Origin of the sequence: Anaerovibrio sp. RM50 (assembly GCF_000622005.1) — a bacterium.
In the GTDB taxonomy this organism is placed as follows: domain Bacteria; phylum Bacillota; class Negativicutes; order Selenomonadales; family Selenomonadaceae; genus Anaerovibrio.
This window is the reverse complement of the sequence record NZ_JHWV01000015.1, coordinates 47784-63023: the sequence shown is the minus strand read 5'-3', so window position 1 is coordinate 63023 and position 15240 is coordinate 47784. Positions and strand designations below refer to the sequence as shown.

The window sequence follows — 15240 nt, the reverse complement described above, 5'->3', positions numbered from 1 at the left end:
TCCATCGCGGGCGTAAGAGATTTGAAGGGAGCTGCTCCTAGTACGAGAGGACCGGAGTGGACGAACCAACGGTGTACCAGTTATGACGCCAGTTGTACAGCTGGGTAGCTGCGTTCGGAAGGGATAAACGCTGAAAGCATCTAAGCGTGAAACCCGCCTTGAGATGAGATCTCTCACAGAGTAATCTGGTAAGACTCCTTATAGACGATAAGGTTGATAGGCTGGAAGTGGAAGCGTGGTGACATGTGAAGCAGACCAGTACTAATAAGTCGAGGGCTTAACTTAAAGCACTCTAAGATGATTCTTGTTTCTGTATAGTTTTGAAGGTACAGACCTTCAATAGAATATCCGGTGATGATGGCTATGTGGTCCCACCTGTTCCCATTCCGAACACAGTAGTTAAGCACATAAACGCCGAAAGTACTTGGCTGGAGACGGCCTGGGAGGATAGGAAGTTGCCGGTTAAAAATTATAGCCTCTGCATTATATTGATATGCAGAGGCTTTTATATTATGAAAATTTTTCTTGCAGAGCTTGTAGGAAAAGTTGGGAGGCCTTGGAAAATACTTGATTTTTTTTCCAGACCATTATCGGCTTGGCATAGATGGCCGGTTTCAATGGCCTTATACAAAGATCAGTTCCAGTTGTATTAATAAGGCCATCAAAGGAAATGGCACATCCTAATCCTGCCTGAATCATTATAGAAGCGTTATAAAACAGAGTATATGAACCGACGATGTTCAAGTCCTTTAATGGCTTTTGCATCCATTGCTGTACTTCTGCTCCGTGGGTGATGGGGGTAATGCTCTGTCGTGATAGCAATAGAGGCGCATCCCAAAGGTCAGCCGGAGTGATGAATTCTTTTTTGGCCAAAGGATCATCTTTACGCACAACTAATACCCAACGATCTTTAACGGGCAGTTTAAGATAACTGTATTTTTGGGAGCTAAGTTTTCCGTATATGTAACCAAAATCTATAAGTCCTAATTCAAGACGTTTACGGGTTGTTTCACCATCACCAGAAACTATATGAAAACGGATATTTGGATATGTCCTGTGAAGTTCTTCTGCCACCTGCATTATTAGGGAAAAATTAATTGATTCTCCCGCACCTATACGGATATCACCTGCAATTGTCCGGTCATGGCTTAATAGTTCTCCTTCGGTTTTTTCTACCAAAGATAGGATTTCTTCGGCACGTTGGCGAAGTAGTATTCCGTCTTCTGTAAGGGAGATGCGTCGAGGGGCACGTATGAGAAGCTGTTTACCATATTCATCCTCTAAATCCTTTATTTGTCTGGAAAGAGTAGGTTGGGAAAGGTGAAGTTTTTCCGCTGCCCGGGAAAAACTTTCCTCTTTGGCCACTGTAAGGAAATATTTTAATATGCGAAATTCCATTATGATTTCTCCCTTAATTCATTTGATATGAAATATTATTCTACGCGTAGGGGAATAATCCTTTTTGGTGTATTTGGCTATATTACATTAAAGAGGAGCTGCGAAATCACAGCTCCTCCAGGGTGAGTCTTATTTAATCATTTTGTTGTTTTGTTATGCGGCTGGCCCAGTGGAATCCCCTTCCTCTTTAGGTGGCGGAAAACAAACTACAACAGCTGGTGAGAATATGCAGCTGAGTATAATAAATTAAAATAATGTATTTTTAGGAAAAGAAAAAACTGTATGAGCGTGAAGTTCATACAGCTTTTTTGTTAAAAATTCCAAAGCTCATCCTTTACTTTACTCTTAGTCAGCAGACCGTGGATCAGGGTAAAATATTTTGGCAGACTATCCTTGCACCATTGAATATCAATATCAAACAGGTCCTTGGTGATAGCTGTAAGGTCGAAGCCAAAGGCATCCATGGAATAGCGCATTTTGTCGGGCAGTCTGCATGGAATACCATCTTTTCGGGTGCATATACTACAATTGTTACAGCCACCAGAGGATAGGGAGATACTTTCTGGAACCAATCGTTCCATGCCTCGGAGATTTTCCTCCAGATTAGCTTTTACCTCACATAGAATTTTCCAACCCATATCCTTTACCTTGTCAGGTGTATCTGTTTCACGAATAACTTGATCAGTTAGGGTTATTTTGGCACAGACCACATAGACATAGGTATATTTATCTAAATACTCGTTGACATCAAAGGCAAGAGGCGGGCAGGACCAGGTATTGTTGTATCTGGGGCATTCCTTACAGTATGCCAGAAACTTTTCCCGGTTCTGGTATTTTCCTTTAAACTCCTCGATAGTAATAAAATTTTTATGGCAATCCACTGAATACATCATGGTAATTCTCCTGTTACTTACACACATCATTGCCACTATTATAACGCTATCACTCAAAAATGGCGATTTATTAAATTGCTTTTTTATGCAGGATAAATATTAGTACGTCACGAAAACTATCAAAAATAAATTGACGTAAAAGGTCACATTGAGGTCATGTTTTTGACCTAAAATCTATGGTAGTCAGCTAGGATAGCTTCGGGAATACAGGGCTCTTAGTGTGTTGATTATGTGAAAGGAGCAATAGAACTATGGAAATTAAGGCAGTAAAACTTTATGAGAATGGCTTCATGACACAGCCCTTTGCCATGGGCTTGGAGGATGGCGAGGACAAACTCGACAAGAATGTGAAGTATCGCAGCACCTTACAGAATTTCCTCATTGATACTGGTGATGAGGTGATTCTGGTGGATACTGGTATGCCTTTGGAGCAGCCGGATATGGCGGTGGATTAAAGCGGTAATGCTTTAAAAATAGTGTGTGTTAGTAGGGTGTATTATTTTTAGGAGGTTTTTGAAAAATGAAAATTGCAATTTTTAACGGAAGTCCAAGAAAAATGAACACAGCAGCAATGGTACAGGCATTTCGTGAAGGGGCTGAGGCAGCAGGCCATCAGGTAGAAGAATACCATGTAGGCAAGATGAAAATCGGTGGCTGTCTGGGATGTGAGTATTGCCACACCAAGGGTGAGGGTAATTGCGTTCAGAAGGATGATTTTGAGAAGCTGTTGCCAGCCTATAAAGAGGCAGACGTGATTGTTTTCGCTTCCCCAGTATATTATTTCACCATGACAGCTCAGATGCAGGCGGCCATCCAGCGCGTATATTGCATCGGCAAGCCACAAAAGGCAAAGAAATGTGTTCTTATGCTTTCCTCTGGTTCTCCAGGCACTCACGATGGCTCTATTGCCCAGTTTAAGGATTATATGGCCTATGCCAAGATTGAAGTAGCTGGTATTCTTACCGCTGCAGGTGAGGAAAACAAATCCGAAGCAAAATTGAATGAAATCAGAGATTTTGCCAAGGGCTTGTAAAATGATAGTAAGTCAGTGGGAGCTATAGAGTCTCACTGAAGTTATTCGAATTCCCATAGTGGCCTGACAAGGTGTGTGACTTTGTCAGGCTATTTTTTAGCATAGCAGGTAATTTTTAGTTGGTGTCGAAAAGGATATCCAGGTATTTGTGTATGAAAATAGGAGGGCTTGAATGATGAAAAAAGTAATTGCCATTAATGGTAGTCCACGGCGTAATGGTAACACGGCAGAGCTATTGCACCAGGCCTTAAAAGGAGCGTAGGAAGCTGTCAGGAGATGTTCCCTAAGCAATGTGCGGCGGCTTATGAATTGGGCAAGACCTTGCTAGCTGATTAAGATGGAGAGCTCCTTACTGTGATACATTTCTTGGATGTACTGATGAACTGGTAAATGGCTGAATTCTTGTCCATAGCTGCTTGCTGCTGGTAGTAGATACCCATGGGAGCATGGGGGGATTCTTCCCATGGAAGAAAGATTCAGTGTCCGGTATTGCTGATTGCGGGAGATGAAGATGACCATGCCCCTATGGTCACGATGGTGGAGGCCGAGCAGTATATCCCGAATGCCAGCCTCTGCATTGTCCCTAAAGCATGGCATTCTGCCTTTATCGATAATTTCCCCGTAACCTGGACGGCTATGGAAGGTTTTTTGCAGGCTGACCGGTCTATGCTGACGGGGAGTAAGAAAGTAGCATATAACATACGATGATTGAAAAGGAAGTTATTGACCATGAATAACAGCGAGGAAAAACAATTACTGATTGAGTTTGAAACGATGATTAATACAGCGAATGAAGCTTTGGCAAAAAAGCTGATTGCTGCAGATGCCATATTTTATGTACCAACCCAGCCAGAGCCACTGACGGGGCCAAAGGGTTATTTGGCGATTGTGCACATGATGCGGTCAGCATTTTCCGATGTACAATGGCACTTGGAGGACTGTGTGACAGAGCCTGGGAAAATAGCCGTGTGCTGGACTTGTACAGGAACACATGACGGTGATTTTATGGGTCATGCGGCTACTGGAAAAAAGTTTAAGGTTCGTTGCATGAACTTTTACCAAATAAAAAACAGCCAGTTCGTTTCGGATACTGGCTGTCCGGATATTTTTGGGATTCTTATGCAGACAGGGCTAATGCCTGCTTGAGATTCTGTGTTATCCTTCCTTGGCATGGCAACATAGACTTTGCAAGCTCCAAATATCTGAAAGCCGTAATTCAAACCTTAAAATTCGGCTGGTCGAGGTAGAAGTGCTGCAATAGCTTTATGAAGGCACGAAGGGATTCTCGTTGGTCATTTTTATGGGTATAAACACCGCAGGGAATGATTACCTCGCTATCAAAATCCAGCCAGGCAAATTCACCATTATGGTCGTTAAGAAAGCCAGGCGCCAGACATACACCGCGATGAGCTGCTACGTTGGTTAGGGTGGTATCATGGTCGGGACTGTTGAAGTCATCCACATGAATTTCCTGAATCATACGCTGCTGCAGAGCACGTAACACAGGCGGCGAGCCACCGCCTACCATAAGGGTACGACCTTTTAAGTCGCTGGGTAAAACCAGCGACTTTTTTGTTAATGGATCATTTTTCTCTGTAATAAGATATATTTTGCTATTAAACAGATGGTGGCAAATAACGTCTGGTACCCGTTTCATGGTGTATTCCATGGCAAAGGTTACGTCATGCTCTCCCTTTAGAAAAGCGTTTTGACCGTCCTTCCAGTCAAAGTTGGCAACTATTGAGACCTCAGGATAGCTGCGGCTGAATTGGGAGATGACTTGGGGAAGAAAATAGATGGCGGAGCGTATGGGCAAGGTTATGCTAATACTTTCCTTGTATTTGGCACTAAAATTTTGTCCCTGTTCAATGGCGGCAGTCAGTTGATTGTATATAGAGCGCAGTGTTCCCACGAATTGGGCCCCCGCAGGGGTGAGAGCAGCTCCTTTTCCAGATCGTTCAAAGATATCAAAGCCAATTTCCTTTTCTGCCAGCTTTATTTGATAAGTGAGTGTGGGCTGGGAAATAAAGAGGTTTTCGGCTGCACGGTTGAAATTCAGCACCTGCGCCAGTTCCAATATATATTCTATCTGTTTGGTGTTCATAGGTGAGGCCTCCTTTGTTTCTATTTGCAGTATAGCGGTTGGCGTGGTAAAAAACAATAATTTTAATAAAAAAATTAAATCAATAATCTAAACTTACAATTAGATATTCCGATAAGAGGCGGCTATAATAAAATCAACAAAAGTAAATACAGATGTGATGAAAGGGGAATATAAAATGTCATTGGAGATTTTAGAAGCAAAAGAAGCGATTCGTGAGGTTATTGATGGTTTTGCCAATCTGGAGTGCAATGTGCCAGCCCAGATGGTGTATTTTACCGAGGACGTTCATGTTATGGTCTATATGGGTGATAAGCTCACCATGGATATTCATGGGCGGGATACACTGGAAAAACAGTTCAGCGCCTTTACCGGGGGCATTAAGGCCTCACACCATCAAAACGGCCAGCAGGTTATTGAAGTGGAGGGTGATACGGCTACAGATGTTCATTATTGCCGAGCCGCTCTGGTGATGGAGGAAAACGGCCATGATGTGGTGTCGGACAACTACATCCGCTATACTGATAAGCTGGTGAAACAGGATGGCAAGTGGCTTATCAAAGAGCGTGAACAGCATTTTGTTATCACGAAGAAGCAGAATGTGTAATGGGGGGCGTTTGTTATGGCAAAGACATTGGTAATCTATTATTCCCGCAAGGGACAGAATTATGTAAGCGGCAGTATTGTGGATTTGCCCAAAGGCAATACCGAAATTGTGGCAGAGTTTATCCAAAAGGCGGTAGGCGCGGATTTATTCGAGGTAGAAACGAAAAAGTCCTATGCGCTTGACTACACGCAGTGTACGGTTGAGGCAAAAGAGGAGCTGCGTAACAATGACCGCCCGGAATTGGTGAAAATGTTGGACTCGGTGGCGGAATACGACAATATTGTTGTGGCCGGTCCGTGCTGGTGGGGAACTTATCCTGTGGCGGTATTTACCCTGCTTGAAGCGCTGGATTTCAGCGGTAAAAAGGTATTTCCTGTGATGACACATGAGGGCAGCGGCATTGCCGGGGCTCCTGCGGCCTTAAAGAAGTATTGTCAGGGAGCCGTGGTCGGTGAAGGCTTAGCTATTCATGGCGGCTCTGCTGGAAGCTCCGAGGCGCAGGTAGTGGCCTGGGCAGAAAGGAATTTGAAGTAAAATGAAAAAAATATTATCAATTTTCTTATCTGGAAAATTATAAGGAATGTACTGAGGTCGCTCAGCAGGAACTGGACAAGAATACACGTTATTATCATAGAACCGATGAACAGTTGATTCAGTTTGCTGCCTGGAAACCGGCGTATGAGCATGTTTAACAAATTTTAAATTTATGATATTCTTTTGCATAGGAAGAAGTATAGAATTCAGAGCTTAGGAGGGATAATGCTGTGTCTAATATGTCACGACGTAATTTTGTGAAGATGGCTGGTGCGGCCATTGCCGGAGTTAGTCTTACCGGGTTATCGGGATTTGTAAGCGGGTGCGGTGCAAAGGCAGCGGATAGTAAATCTTCCGCAGCTTCTGCAACAAATGCCAATAAAGCATCTGTACAGGCGTCAGATAAGGCAAAGGTATATTTTACTAAGCATATAGATGCAGAGCACCTTCAGAAGCTGTACGAGAAGGTTAATAGTGAAATAAGTGGTAAAATAGCACTCAAGCTCCATACTGGTGAGCCCCATGGACCCAATATTTTGCCACGGGATATGGTACAAGCCTTCCAGAGTCAGATACCAAACAGTACCATTATTGAAGCAAATGTGGCCTATGGGGGGCCACGTTCTACCACCCCGCAGCATCGGGAAACCTTGCAGACCAATGGCTGGACCTTCTGCCCGGTGGATATTATCGATGAAGACGGGGATGTGAATTTCCCGGTAAAGGACGGCTTGCATCTAAAAGAGGTGGCTGTGGGAGGCCATTTGGCAAATTATGATTCACTGGTGGTGCTTACACATTTCAAAGGCCATGCCATGGGCGGCTTTGGCGGATCATTGAAAAATATAGCCATTGGTTGTGCTTCAGGCAAAAAGGGCAAGCTGCAGGTTCATGGTGTGCAGGATTACGGGAAATGGGTAATGGGCGGCCTGTTTATGGAGCTTATGGCGGACAGCGGCAAGGCTATTTGTGACCATTTTGGCAAAAATATCACTTTCCTAAATGTGATGAGGCGTATGTCTGTGGATTGTGATTGCGCTGGGACCAGTGCGGCGGAGCCTGTTATCCCAGATATTGGCATATTGGCTTCAACGGATATTTTGGCCATTGATCAGGCATCCATTGACCTGGTATATAATTTTAAGGATTCCCGTAAAAATGACCTCATCGAACGCATTGAAAGCCGGGAAGGCTTACGACAGTTATCAGCTATGAAGGAGCTGGGGATGGGCAATGACCAGTATGAATTAATTGAGGTAGAGTAAGTATATGGTGAACGCGCATGAATAGACGAAACTTTATTATTGGCGGACTGGCGACGGTAGGAATGCTTTCTCTTGGGGGATTTAGCTTTGTTCATCGGCCGGAATTTGGACGACTTCCACAGGGGGAGCGATTGGCCCGCATTCAGGCTTCACCTCACTATGTCAATGGTCAGTTCCAAAATCTGGTGCCAGTACAGGTGATGAATGAGGATAGTGGGGAAAATCGGTTTGTGGCCACCGCCAAGTTTCTCTTTGGGGACAAGTCAGCTCTGTCACCTCGGGAGCCTATGGTGTCCCATAAAACAGATTTAAAAGCTCTGGACATAAATCAGGATTTGGTGGTGTGGATGGGTCATTCCACATTTTATATGCAATTAGGTGGGCGGCGAATTTTAATAGACCCGGTGTTCAGCCCCTATGCTTCACCAGTATTTTTTATAAATAAAGCCTTTACTGGCAGTAATGTCTATAATGCCGATGATATTCCGGATATTGATGTGTTGGCCATTTCCCATGACCATTGGGACCATCTGGATTATCCCACACTAATGTCTTTGAAAAGCAAGATAAAGAATATCGTTTGTCCCCTTGGTGTAGGCGAATATTTCGAACAGTGGGGCTTTGATTCGCAAATTCTCCATGAAGAAGACTGGGAGGCGGAAATTAAACTAGCAGAGGGCTTTTCTGTTCATGTGTTACCATCACAGCACTTTTCGGGGCGGTTTCTTACGCCAAATCCTACCCTGTGGTGTGGCTTTGCCTTTGTAACGTCGACTCACAAGGTTTATTACAGTGGTGATGGGGGCTATGGGGCTCATTTTAAGGCCATTGGTGACCAGTTCGGTGGATTTGATCTGATGCTTGGCGAAAATGGCCAGTATAATATGGCTTGGCACGCTATTCACATGCTGCCGGAGGAAACCGTTAAAGCGGCGGTGGATGTGGGAGCAAAAGCATTGCTGCCTGCTCATGGCGGAAAGTTTGCTTTGGCCCGCCATCCGTGGCAGGAGCCATATAGAGAATTAAGCCGCTACAGCCAAGGGCAGAACTATAAGCTGCTTACTCCTATGATTGGTGAGGTCCTCTATATAGGTGATGAACCACCACAGCAATTCGGGCAATGGTGGGAACATATGAAATAACAACTGTTCAAGGTAGATCGCATGATGTGTACCTGGAATGTGCTGAGGTGTTTGAATTATTGCTGGATGAAGGCATAATTGGGGATCTGATTTATTTTGTTTTCCGACACACCTTGCGATGTATTGAAAGGGCTGCTTCGGCAGTCCTTTTTATTGTGCCGTTGTTCGTTGCAGTATGGGGACGTCTTGTGCTACAATAACCTTCGATGGACGGTATTCCATGAGGAAACTGTACTTATCTTTTTTTGAATTGAAAAAGCGCATCCGGATAAATTCTACTGTCTGCTTTCTTCAGCAGTATTTATATCGTTCAGTAAATCAGCCAATGTAATCTTGGCAAAATCATCCAGCATGTGGTTTTTCACTACGGATAATTTATTGCCCAGCACCTGCTGTATATTTCTTCCTACAGGGCATTTGGGATTAGGATTCTCCTGAATATGAAATAAGTCTTCATCTTCTTCCACTGCATTAAATATTTCCTGTAGTGTAATTTCACGGGGTTCTTTTACAAGCTTTGCCCCGCCTACACCAGCAGCAACTTCAACTAGTCCGGCAGCCTTTAGTTGGCCAAGGGTTTTGCGGATAATAACCGGATTAATATTTACGCTGGAAGCCAGAAAGGTGGAGGTGGTTTTAAAGACACCATCAAATTTGGCGATACACAACAATATTTGTACTGCCACTGGCATGCGAAATGAAAACTGCATAATAATTCTCCTTAAAACAAAAGACTCATTGTAAATCATGTTATTACAATGAGTCTTTATTGTCAATTGAGCTTATTTTTCAATAGCAGCATCATCAGCGGTATATTCCTCCAAGGAATTCTCCCTAACCTGAATGCAAACATAGCTGATACCTTCATCAGCAGCCGCAAAAAACTGACGGCGGGCAGCAGGGGAGATACGAAGCCAGTCACCGGCTGTCAGTTCAACAGCTTCACCGTCTATTACGGCCTTACCCTTGCCGTTGGTGATAAAGTAGATTTCTTCATTCTTTTTGTGATAGTGAACAAAAGGAACGCTGGCCCCGGCTGGAAGGTTATTTACGCTGATTTCAGCACCGGTAAGCTGTAAAGTGTCGTGTAATTCAGTTCTTGCATCATTTGTTGCATTAATTTTGTTGAAATTTTTCATTTTGGTTTCCTCCTAAAATTCTTTTAATGTTGTAACTAACTTGATTACAATGACATGATAACACTGTATTGATGTAATGTCAATAGTTACAACGAAAATTAAAAAAATTTTAGGGAAGGAGAACCTTCTGACCATTGCGTATGTCACCCATTAATTCAGTATAAGGAACAACACAATGTCATTCCACTGGCGGCCCGAATGGCCACCTTTCTTGATGCAATGACACAGGAGCTGACCCAATCCAACAAGGATTTGAAGGATATGGCCGAACGAGCCAAGGCCGCCAATAGGGCAAAAAGCGATTTTCTCTCCAACATGAGCCATGAAATCCGTACACCAATAAATGCCATATTGGGTATGGATGAAATGATACTTCGGGAATGTACTGATGACACCATAAGAAATTATGCGGAAAATATCCGCACAGCTGGCAATACCCTGCTGGGGCTTATCAATGATATTCTTGATTTTTCCAAAATCGAGGCCGGCAAGCTGGAGCTTATTCCAGCCGAGTATGCCACCAGCTCCATATTAAATGATCTGGTAAATATGATTTCTAATCGGGCGAAAAACAAGGGAATACAGTTGATTGTCAAGGCAGTAAAGGATTTGCCAAGTATGCTCTATGGCGATGAACTGCGCTTGCGTCAGATAATTACCAATATTCTTACTAACGCTGTGAAATACACTGACCAGGGAAGCGTAACCCTAAGTGTAGATTGGGAGAAGCTGTCAGATGATGAAATTATTGTCAAGGTGGCAGTTACCGATACGGGAATAGGTATAAAGGATGAGGATATTCATAAGCTGTTTAGGGCCTTTGAACGCATCGAAGAAGAACGTAATCGCACAGTGGAAGGTACGGGTTTGGGCATGAACATTACCCAAAAGCTGCTTTCCATGATGGGGAGTCATCTGGAGGTAACCAGTACCTATGGTGAGGGCTCCTGCTTCTCCTTTAAGGTAAAGCAAAAGGTGCTTAATTGGTCGGCTATGGGCACTTATGAGGAAGCCTATCGGCGTCAGCGGTTCTTTGCCAACTGCGAGTGTGATAATTACACAACCAAGGTTCATGCGCTAAAAAGCACCGCCAGAGTAGCTGGATTAAATGAGCTGTCTGAACGGGCCAGAAGACTGGAGGATGCCGGTAACAACGGTTATTTGGATGAGCTTACTGCTGATACACCAGTATTATTAGCTCTTTGTCAGGACTATGCCAAGGCACTGGCTCCATTAACAGAAAAATCTGAGCCAGACGAAGAAAATAAGGCGGCAATATCTGATGCGGAGCTAAAGGAGGCTTGGGAAACCATCGGGGATATTATCCAAACCTTTGATTATGATAATTTGATGTATTTATTAGGTGAGTTGGCAGGCTATAAACTGGAGGAGAAGGACCGTCAAAAGCTTCAGTTGTTACAGGAGGCTGCTCAGGTGCCTGACTGGGAGCGGCTAAAGGAGCTCATAAAATAGAAGCTGCAAAGGTAAATAAAAAAGGATGAAAGCCTGCTAATTTACTAATTTATTAAATCAGCAGACCTTCATCCTTTATTTTTCCTTATTTTATTTTCGTTGAGTCCTTTAATTCCTGTTCACTTCGATATATATCAAGAATTATGTGCTTTACTACTACTATACATGGAACGGCTAAAAACATTCCTGCAGTACCTAGAATTTCGCCACCCAGCACAACACCCAAAATGGTGGTAATAGGGTGTATGTCCAGAGCTTTGCCAACAACATTAGGATAAATAAGATTGTGGTTAATCTGAGTCATTATAAGATAGAAGCAGGCTGTCTGAATAATCAGATATGGCGTGTCGGTGGCTGTAAGCATTACTCCAAATAGGGAGGCCACTGTAGGACCCAGAACGGGAACAAACTCACAGATTCCACTGATAACAGCGAAAACTGAAGCGTATTTGTTGTCCATAATGGAGAAGTAGGAGTATACGATAACACCGGTTATGCAGCACATGAGAAGCTGGCTTCGGATGTAAATCTGCAAGGAGTGCAGCACAGCAGTAAAGAGATGAAAAACTCTTACCTTGTCTCTTCGTGGGAAAAGGTTGGATATAAAATGAAGAATAGCCCTGCCGTCTTTAAGGAGATAGAAGGTAACAAAAATTATGATAACAAAATCGATAATCTTGTTGAAAGTGGATACTATAATTCTAAGGGATTCCCTCAAAAGATTGGAGCCCATGGAGGCTATATCCCCCCACATATTGTCCAGGCCGTTGTTAATTGATGGCATATTCTGGACTAATTGCATATTTTGAATCTTGGCGGCCAGCCTTGGCAAATCCATAATAAAGCTGGAAAAGGTTGGTACGAAGTCCACGGATACTATTGTGGCCAGCCCAAAGAGCATCAGCAAAAATAAGAATAATATAAGGCCCGCGGCTACAGACCGTGGGATTTTTTTTGATAATTTGTTTACCATTCCTACCAGCAGCAGCTGTATCAAAAGGGAAATGAAAAATATGAATGCGAAGGATGGGAAGAACCAAAAGCCTGATGCCAGAGCCACAAAGGCCACGGCCAGGACTATGGATGTCTGACGGGCAGTAATCATAAAGTGCCCTCCTTTTATAAAAAAATGTGCTCTTTTAATAATTATACCGCAAATGTTCAAATTTTTCTTTATGTTGCAAGGAATAAATTTAAGGTATAATATAGTCTATAATGTTTAAATACTAATTACAAGGAGTAGTTTTATGGATAAACTTTTAAATAAATATGCAAAATTGGTGGTTAAAACTGGTGTAAACCTGCAAAAGGGACAGCTGTTGGTAATCAATTCTCCAATTGAATGTGCTGATTTTGCCCGTCGTGTGGCTAAGGAAGGCTTTGAGGCCGGATGCTCCGATGTGAAGATTAACTGGAGCGATGAGAAATTTTCACGCATCCGTTTTGATGGTGCTGCCAATGAAATTTTTGATGAGTTCCCTCAGTATCGTTACGATATGTTCATGAGCTTCAAGGAAAAGGGAGCAGCTATTATTTCCATACATGCCTCTGATCCTTCTATTTTTAAGGGAGTGGAGCAGGATAAGCTGCGCCGTGCCCAGATGGCGGCAGGACAGGCCCTGCTGGAATATAGAGGGGCTCTTATGAATAATGAGCTTCGTTGGTGTGTGGTCTCTATTCCTACTCCTGCCTGGGCTTCCAAGGTATTTAAGGAGGCTGAAAATGAGGATGAGGCTGTGGCCAAGCTGTGGCAGGCGATTTTCTCTGCTGTTCGTATTGACGAAAAAAATGACCCTATTGAGGTCTGGAGCAAGCATACTGCTTTTATGAAGAAGGCAACGGATTTCCTTAATGGGGAAAAGCTGGTGTCTCTCCACTATACCAGCGGTTTGGGCACAGACCTTACAGTCAAGCTGCCAAAGGGCCATATTTGGGCCGGCGGTGCGGAAATAGCTGCGGACAAGGTGGAATTTGTGGCCAATATGCCTACTGAGGAGGTTTATTCCCTGCCGGACAGAAATGGTGTAGATGGTGTGGTTTACGCCTCCAAGCCACTTATTTATCAGGGAAATGTTATAGATGGCATACGCTTGGTATTCAAGGACGGAAAAGTGGTGGAATATAGTGCCACCAAGGGTCAGGAGGTTTTAAAGCAGCTTCTGGACACCGATGAGGGGGCAAAGTATCTGGGAGAGGTGGCTCTGGTGCCTTATGATTCCCCAATATCCAACAGCGGAATCCTTTTCTACAATACCCTTTTCGATGAAAATGCCGCCTGCCATCTGGCCTTCGGCAAGGCATATCCAACCTGTCTTGAGGGCGGGGAGAAGATGGATACGGTGGAGCTCCTTCAGCACGGGGTGAATGATTCTCTGGTGCACGAAGACTTTATGATTGGCACTGAGGACATGGAAATTGTGGGCACCAGGGCTGACGGTAGCACAGTGAAGATTTTCACCAAGGGCAATTTTGTCGATTTTTGATATTATGTGATACTGATGATCAGGTTTAATAGCATTAATCTAATGTTATTTAAATGTTTATATATTGATGTGGGGAGGAAAATCTATTTATGGGTGCATATTTTAATAAACAGGTTTTCAAGGCGGTATGGCCCATTTGCTTTGGCTATATACCCCTGGGAGTGGCCTGCGGTATTTTGGGGGAAAAGGTGGGAATGGATGCCTTTTTGATGGCCATGATGTCCATTTTCCTCTTTGCCGGCAGCGGTCAGTTTATTGCCCTTGCCATGATCGGTGCGGGCACGGCCATTATTCCCATTGTTATTACTGTAGGTATTGTAAATCTGCGGCACATGCTGTACGGACTTATTTTAAATCAGTATATTTCCAAGGAATCCCTGCTCTATCGTATGTTTTACGCCCAGGAAATCGTGGACGAGACCTTCGCTGTGAACAGTATCGAATTCCAGAAGCATGGCAGTGACTGGAATCCGAAAAAGGCGGCGGGCCTTAACTTTCTGGCCCACATGAGCTGGATGCTGGCCACAGTGGCGGGGGTGCTGCTGGGCAGCGCCATTTATATTGATACGGGGCTCGTAAGCTATGCCCTTATTGCTATGTTTATTGGCCTCTGGTCATTCCACTTTAAATCCGCCAAGCTGGTTGGTATCGGTGTGCTGGGCGGTGGACTGGCCCTGTTGCTTTCATTGTGGCTGGACAATATGCTCAACGTGGTGGTGGCCACCGTTGTGGCGGCCATTGTGGGGGCAGTAATAGATAATGGTGAGGGGGTAGAGAAGAAATGAGCTATACGGATATCTTGATCTGCATTTTCGGGCTGTTTTGTTCTTCTTATATTTCCCGCATATTGCCATTGGCAGTTTTGGGGAGACGCCCATTGCCAACCTTCCTGTCCCTCTGGCTGAAATACGTGCCCACGGCGGTATTTGGTGCCCTGATTTTCGTGTCGATTTTTGGTGACGCCAGCAGCGGCTTTAGATTCAGCTGGACCAATGTGGAATTTTTGGCCGCCATTCCTGTGCTAATTGTGGCCGCAAAGACAAAAAATCTTGCGTACAGTATTATCGTGGGCCTTGCAGCATATTGGCTTTTGAATCAGTATATGTTATAAAAATAATTAAATGTGATTAAAAATTTAAGCAATATATCAACCAAAATCCGGGGAAAAGGTT

Annotated in this window: 18 protein-coding genes and 2 rRNA genes; 14 read left to right on the top strand and 6 right to left on the bottom strand. The window is 43.8% G+C overall.

Features of this window, described 5'->3' with window-relative positions; genetic code table 11:
* Both T525_RS0108925 and rrf read left to right on the top strand, forming a co-directional pair.
* Nucleotides 1-285 (top strand): 23S ribosomal RNA (locus T525_RS0108925); the annotation flags it as partial.
* A gap of 62 nt (nt 286-347) precedes the next feature.
* Nucleotides 348-464: ribosomal RNA gene (rrf, locus tag T525_RS0108920) — 5S ribosomal RNA — on the top strand.
* A gap of 46 nt (nt 465-510) precedes the next feature.
* Here the strand turns inward: rrf and T525_RS0108915 are convergent.
* Nucleotides 511-1398: a LysR family transcriptional regulator gene (locus T525_RS0108915; protein ID WP_027406914.1), complete on the bottom strand. Its 888-nt coding sequence runs from the start codon at nt 1396-1398 to the stop codon at nt 511-513.
* A 311-nt stretch (nt 1399-1709) separates the two neighbouring features.
* Nucleotides 1710-2291 (bottom strand): DUF2284 domain-containing protein, encoded by a 582-nt coding sequence (locus T525_RS14870; protein WP_051533521.1) that lies wholly within the window; start codon nt 2289-2291, stop codon nt 1710-1712.
* A gap of 251 nt (nt 2292-2542) precedes the next feature.
* Here T525_RS14870 and T525_RS0108905 point away from each other — a divergent pair, with 251 nt between their 5' ends.
* The 4 genes from T525_RS0108905 to T525_RS0108885 all read left to right on the top strand — a co-directional run bounded on the left by T525_RS0108905 (nt 2543) and on the right by T525_RS0108885 (nt 4470).
* Nucleotides 2543-2746 carry a hypothetical protein gene (locus T525_RS0108905; RefSeq protein WP_027406913.1) on the top strand — a complete coding sequence of 68 codons (204 nt, stop codon included), beginning with the start codon at nt 2543-2545 and terminating at the stop codon, nt 2744-2746.
* 65 nt (nt 2747-2811) lie between these two features.
* On the top strand, nt 2812-3324 hold the full coding sequence (locus T525_RS0108900) for a flavodoxin family protein (RefSeq protein ID WP_027406912.1): 513 nt from the start codon (nt 2812-2814) through the stop codon (nt 3322-3324).
* A gap of 438 nt (nt 3325-3762) precedes the next feature.
* Entirely contained in the window at nt 3763-4032 is a 270-nt protein-coding gene (locus T525_RS0108890; RefSeq protein ID WP_027406911.1) for an alpha/beta fold hydrolase, read from the top strand.
* A gap of 21 nt (nt 4033-4053) precedes the next feature.
* The gene (locus tag T525_RS0108885; protein WP_027406910.1) at nt 4054-4470 is read left to right on the top strand and encodes an ester cyclase; all 417 of its coding nucleotides are present in this window, start codon (nt 4054-4056) and stop codon (nt 4468-4470) included.
* Between the two features lie 70 nt (nt 4471-4540).
* Here T525_RS0108885 and T525_RS0108880 read toward each other — a convergent pair whose 3' ends face one another.
* On the bottom strand, nt 4541-5428 hold the full coding sequence (locus T525_RS0108880) for a LysR family transcriptional regulator (RefSeq protein ID WP_027406909.1): 888 nt from the start codon (nt 5426-5428) through the stop codon (nt 4541-4543).
* Between the two features lie 175 nt (nt 5429-5603).
* Here T525_RS0108880 and T525_RS0108875 point away from each other — a divergent pair, with 175 nt between their 5' ends.
* From T525_RS0108875 to T525_RS0108860, 4 genes are all read left to right on the top strand, one after another.
* Nucleotides 5604-6032 (top strand): nuclear transport factor 2 family protein, encoded by a 429-nt coding sequence (locus T525_RS0108875; RefSeq protein WP_027406908.1) that lies wholly within the window; start codon nt 5604-5606, stop codon nt 6030-6032.
* Between the two features lie 15 nt (nt 6033-6047).
* Entirely contained in the window at nt 6048-6566 is a 519-nt protein-coding gene (locus T525_RS0108870; protein ID WP_027406907.1) for a flavodoxin, read from the top strand.
* 239 nt (nt 6567-6805) lie between these two features.
* Nucleotides 6806-7831 (top strand): DUF362 domain-containing protein, encoded by a 1026-nt coding sequence (locus T525_RS0108865; protein WP_037325566.1) that lies wholly within the window; start codon nt 6806-6808, stop codon nt 7829-7831.
* Between the two features lie 17 nt (nt 7832-7848).
* A complete protein-coding gene (locus tag T525_RS0108860; RefSeq protein WP_027406905.1) occupies nt 7849-8973 on the top strand; it encodes an MBL fold metallo-hydrolase in 1125 nt (374 codons plus the stop codon).
* Nucleotides 8974-9248: 275 nt separating this feature from the next.
* Here T525_RS0108860 and T525_RS0108855 read toward each other — a convergent pair whose 3' ends face one another.
* Together T525_RS0108855 and T525_RS0108850 are read right to left on the bottom strand one after the other, a co-directional pair.
* On the bottom strand, nt 9249-9683 hold the full coding sequence (locus tag T525_RS0108855) for an Rrf2 family transcriptional regulator (RefSeq protein WP_027406904.1): 435 nt from the start codon (nt 9681-9683) through the stop codon (nt 9249-9251).
* A 72-nt stretch (nt 9684-9755) separates the two neighbouring features.
* Entirely contained in the window at nt 9756-10112 is a 357-nt protein-coding gene (locus T525_RS0108850; RefSeq protein ID WP_027406903.1) for a cupin domain-containing protein, read from the bottom strand.
* A gap of 198 nt (nt 10113-10310) precedes the next feature.
* Between T525_RS0108850 and T525_RS0108845 the strand changes: the two genes are divergently transcribed.
* Entirely contained in the window at nt 10311-11585 is a 1275-nt protein-coding gene (locus T525_RS0108845) for a hybrid sensor histidine kinase/response regulator (RefSeq protein WP_027406902.1), read from the top strand.
* Between the two features lie 85 nt (nt 11586-11670).
* On the opposite strand, the gene T525_RS0108840 is transcribed toward T525_RS0108845, so the two are convergent.
* The gene (locus T525_RS0108840; RefSeq protein ID WP_037325547.1) at nt 11671-12690 is read right to left on the bottom strand and encodes an AI-2E family transporter; all 1020 of its coding nucleotides are present in this window, start codon (nt 12688-12690) and stop codon (nt 11671-11673) included.
* Nucleotides 12691-12832: 142 nt separating this feature from the next.
* Here T525_RS0108840 and T525_RS0108835 point away from each other — a divergent pair, with 142 nt between their 5' ends.
* The 3 genes from T525_RS0108835 (at nt 12833) to T525_RS0108825 (ending at nt 15179) form a co-directional block, all read left to right on the top strand.
* Nucleotides 12833-14068 (top strand): aminopeptidase, encoded by a 1236-nt coding sequence (locus tag T525_RS0108835; protein WP_027406900.1) that lies wholly within the window; start codon nt 12833-12835, stop codon nt 14066-14068.
* An 89-nt stretch (nt 14069-14157) separates the two neighbouring features.
* Entirely contained in the window at nt 14158-14853 is a 696-nt protein-coding gene (locus tag T525_RS14865; protein ID WP_051533520.1) for an AzlC family ABC transporter permease, read from the top strand.
* Complete coding sequence (locus tag T525_RS0108825; RefSeq protein WP_027406899.1) at nt 14850-15179, top strand: AzlD domain-containing protein; 330 nt, start codon at nt 14850-14852, stop codon at nt 15177-15179. Before T525_RS14865 ends, T525_RS0108825 begins: the two co-directional genes overlap by 4 nt.
* Nucleotides 15180-15240: the final 61 nt, after the last annotated feature.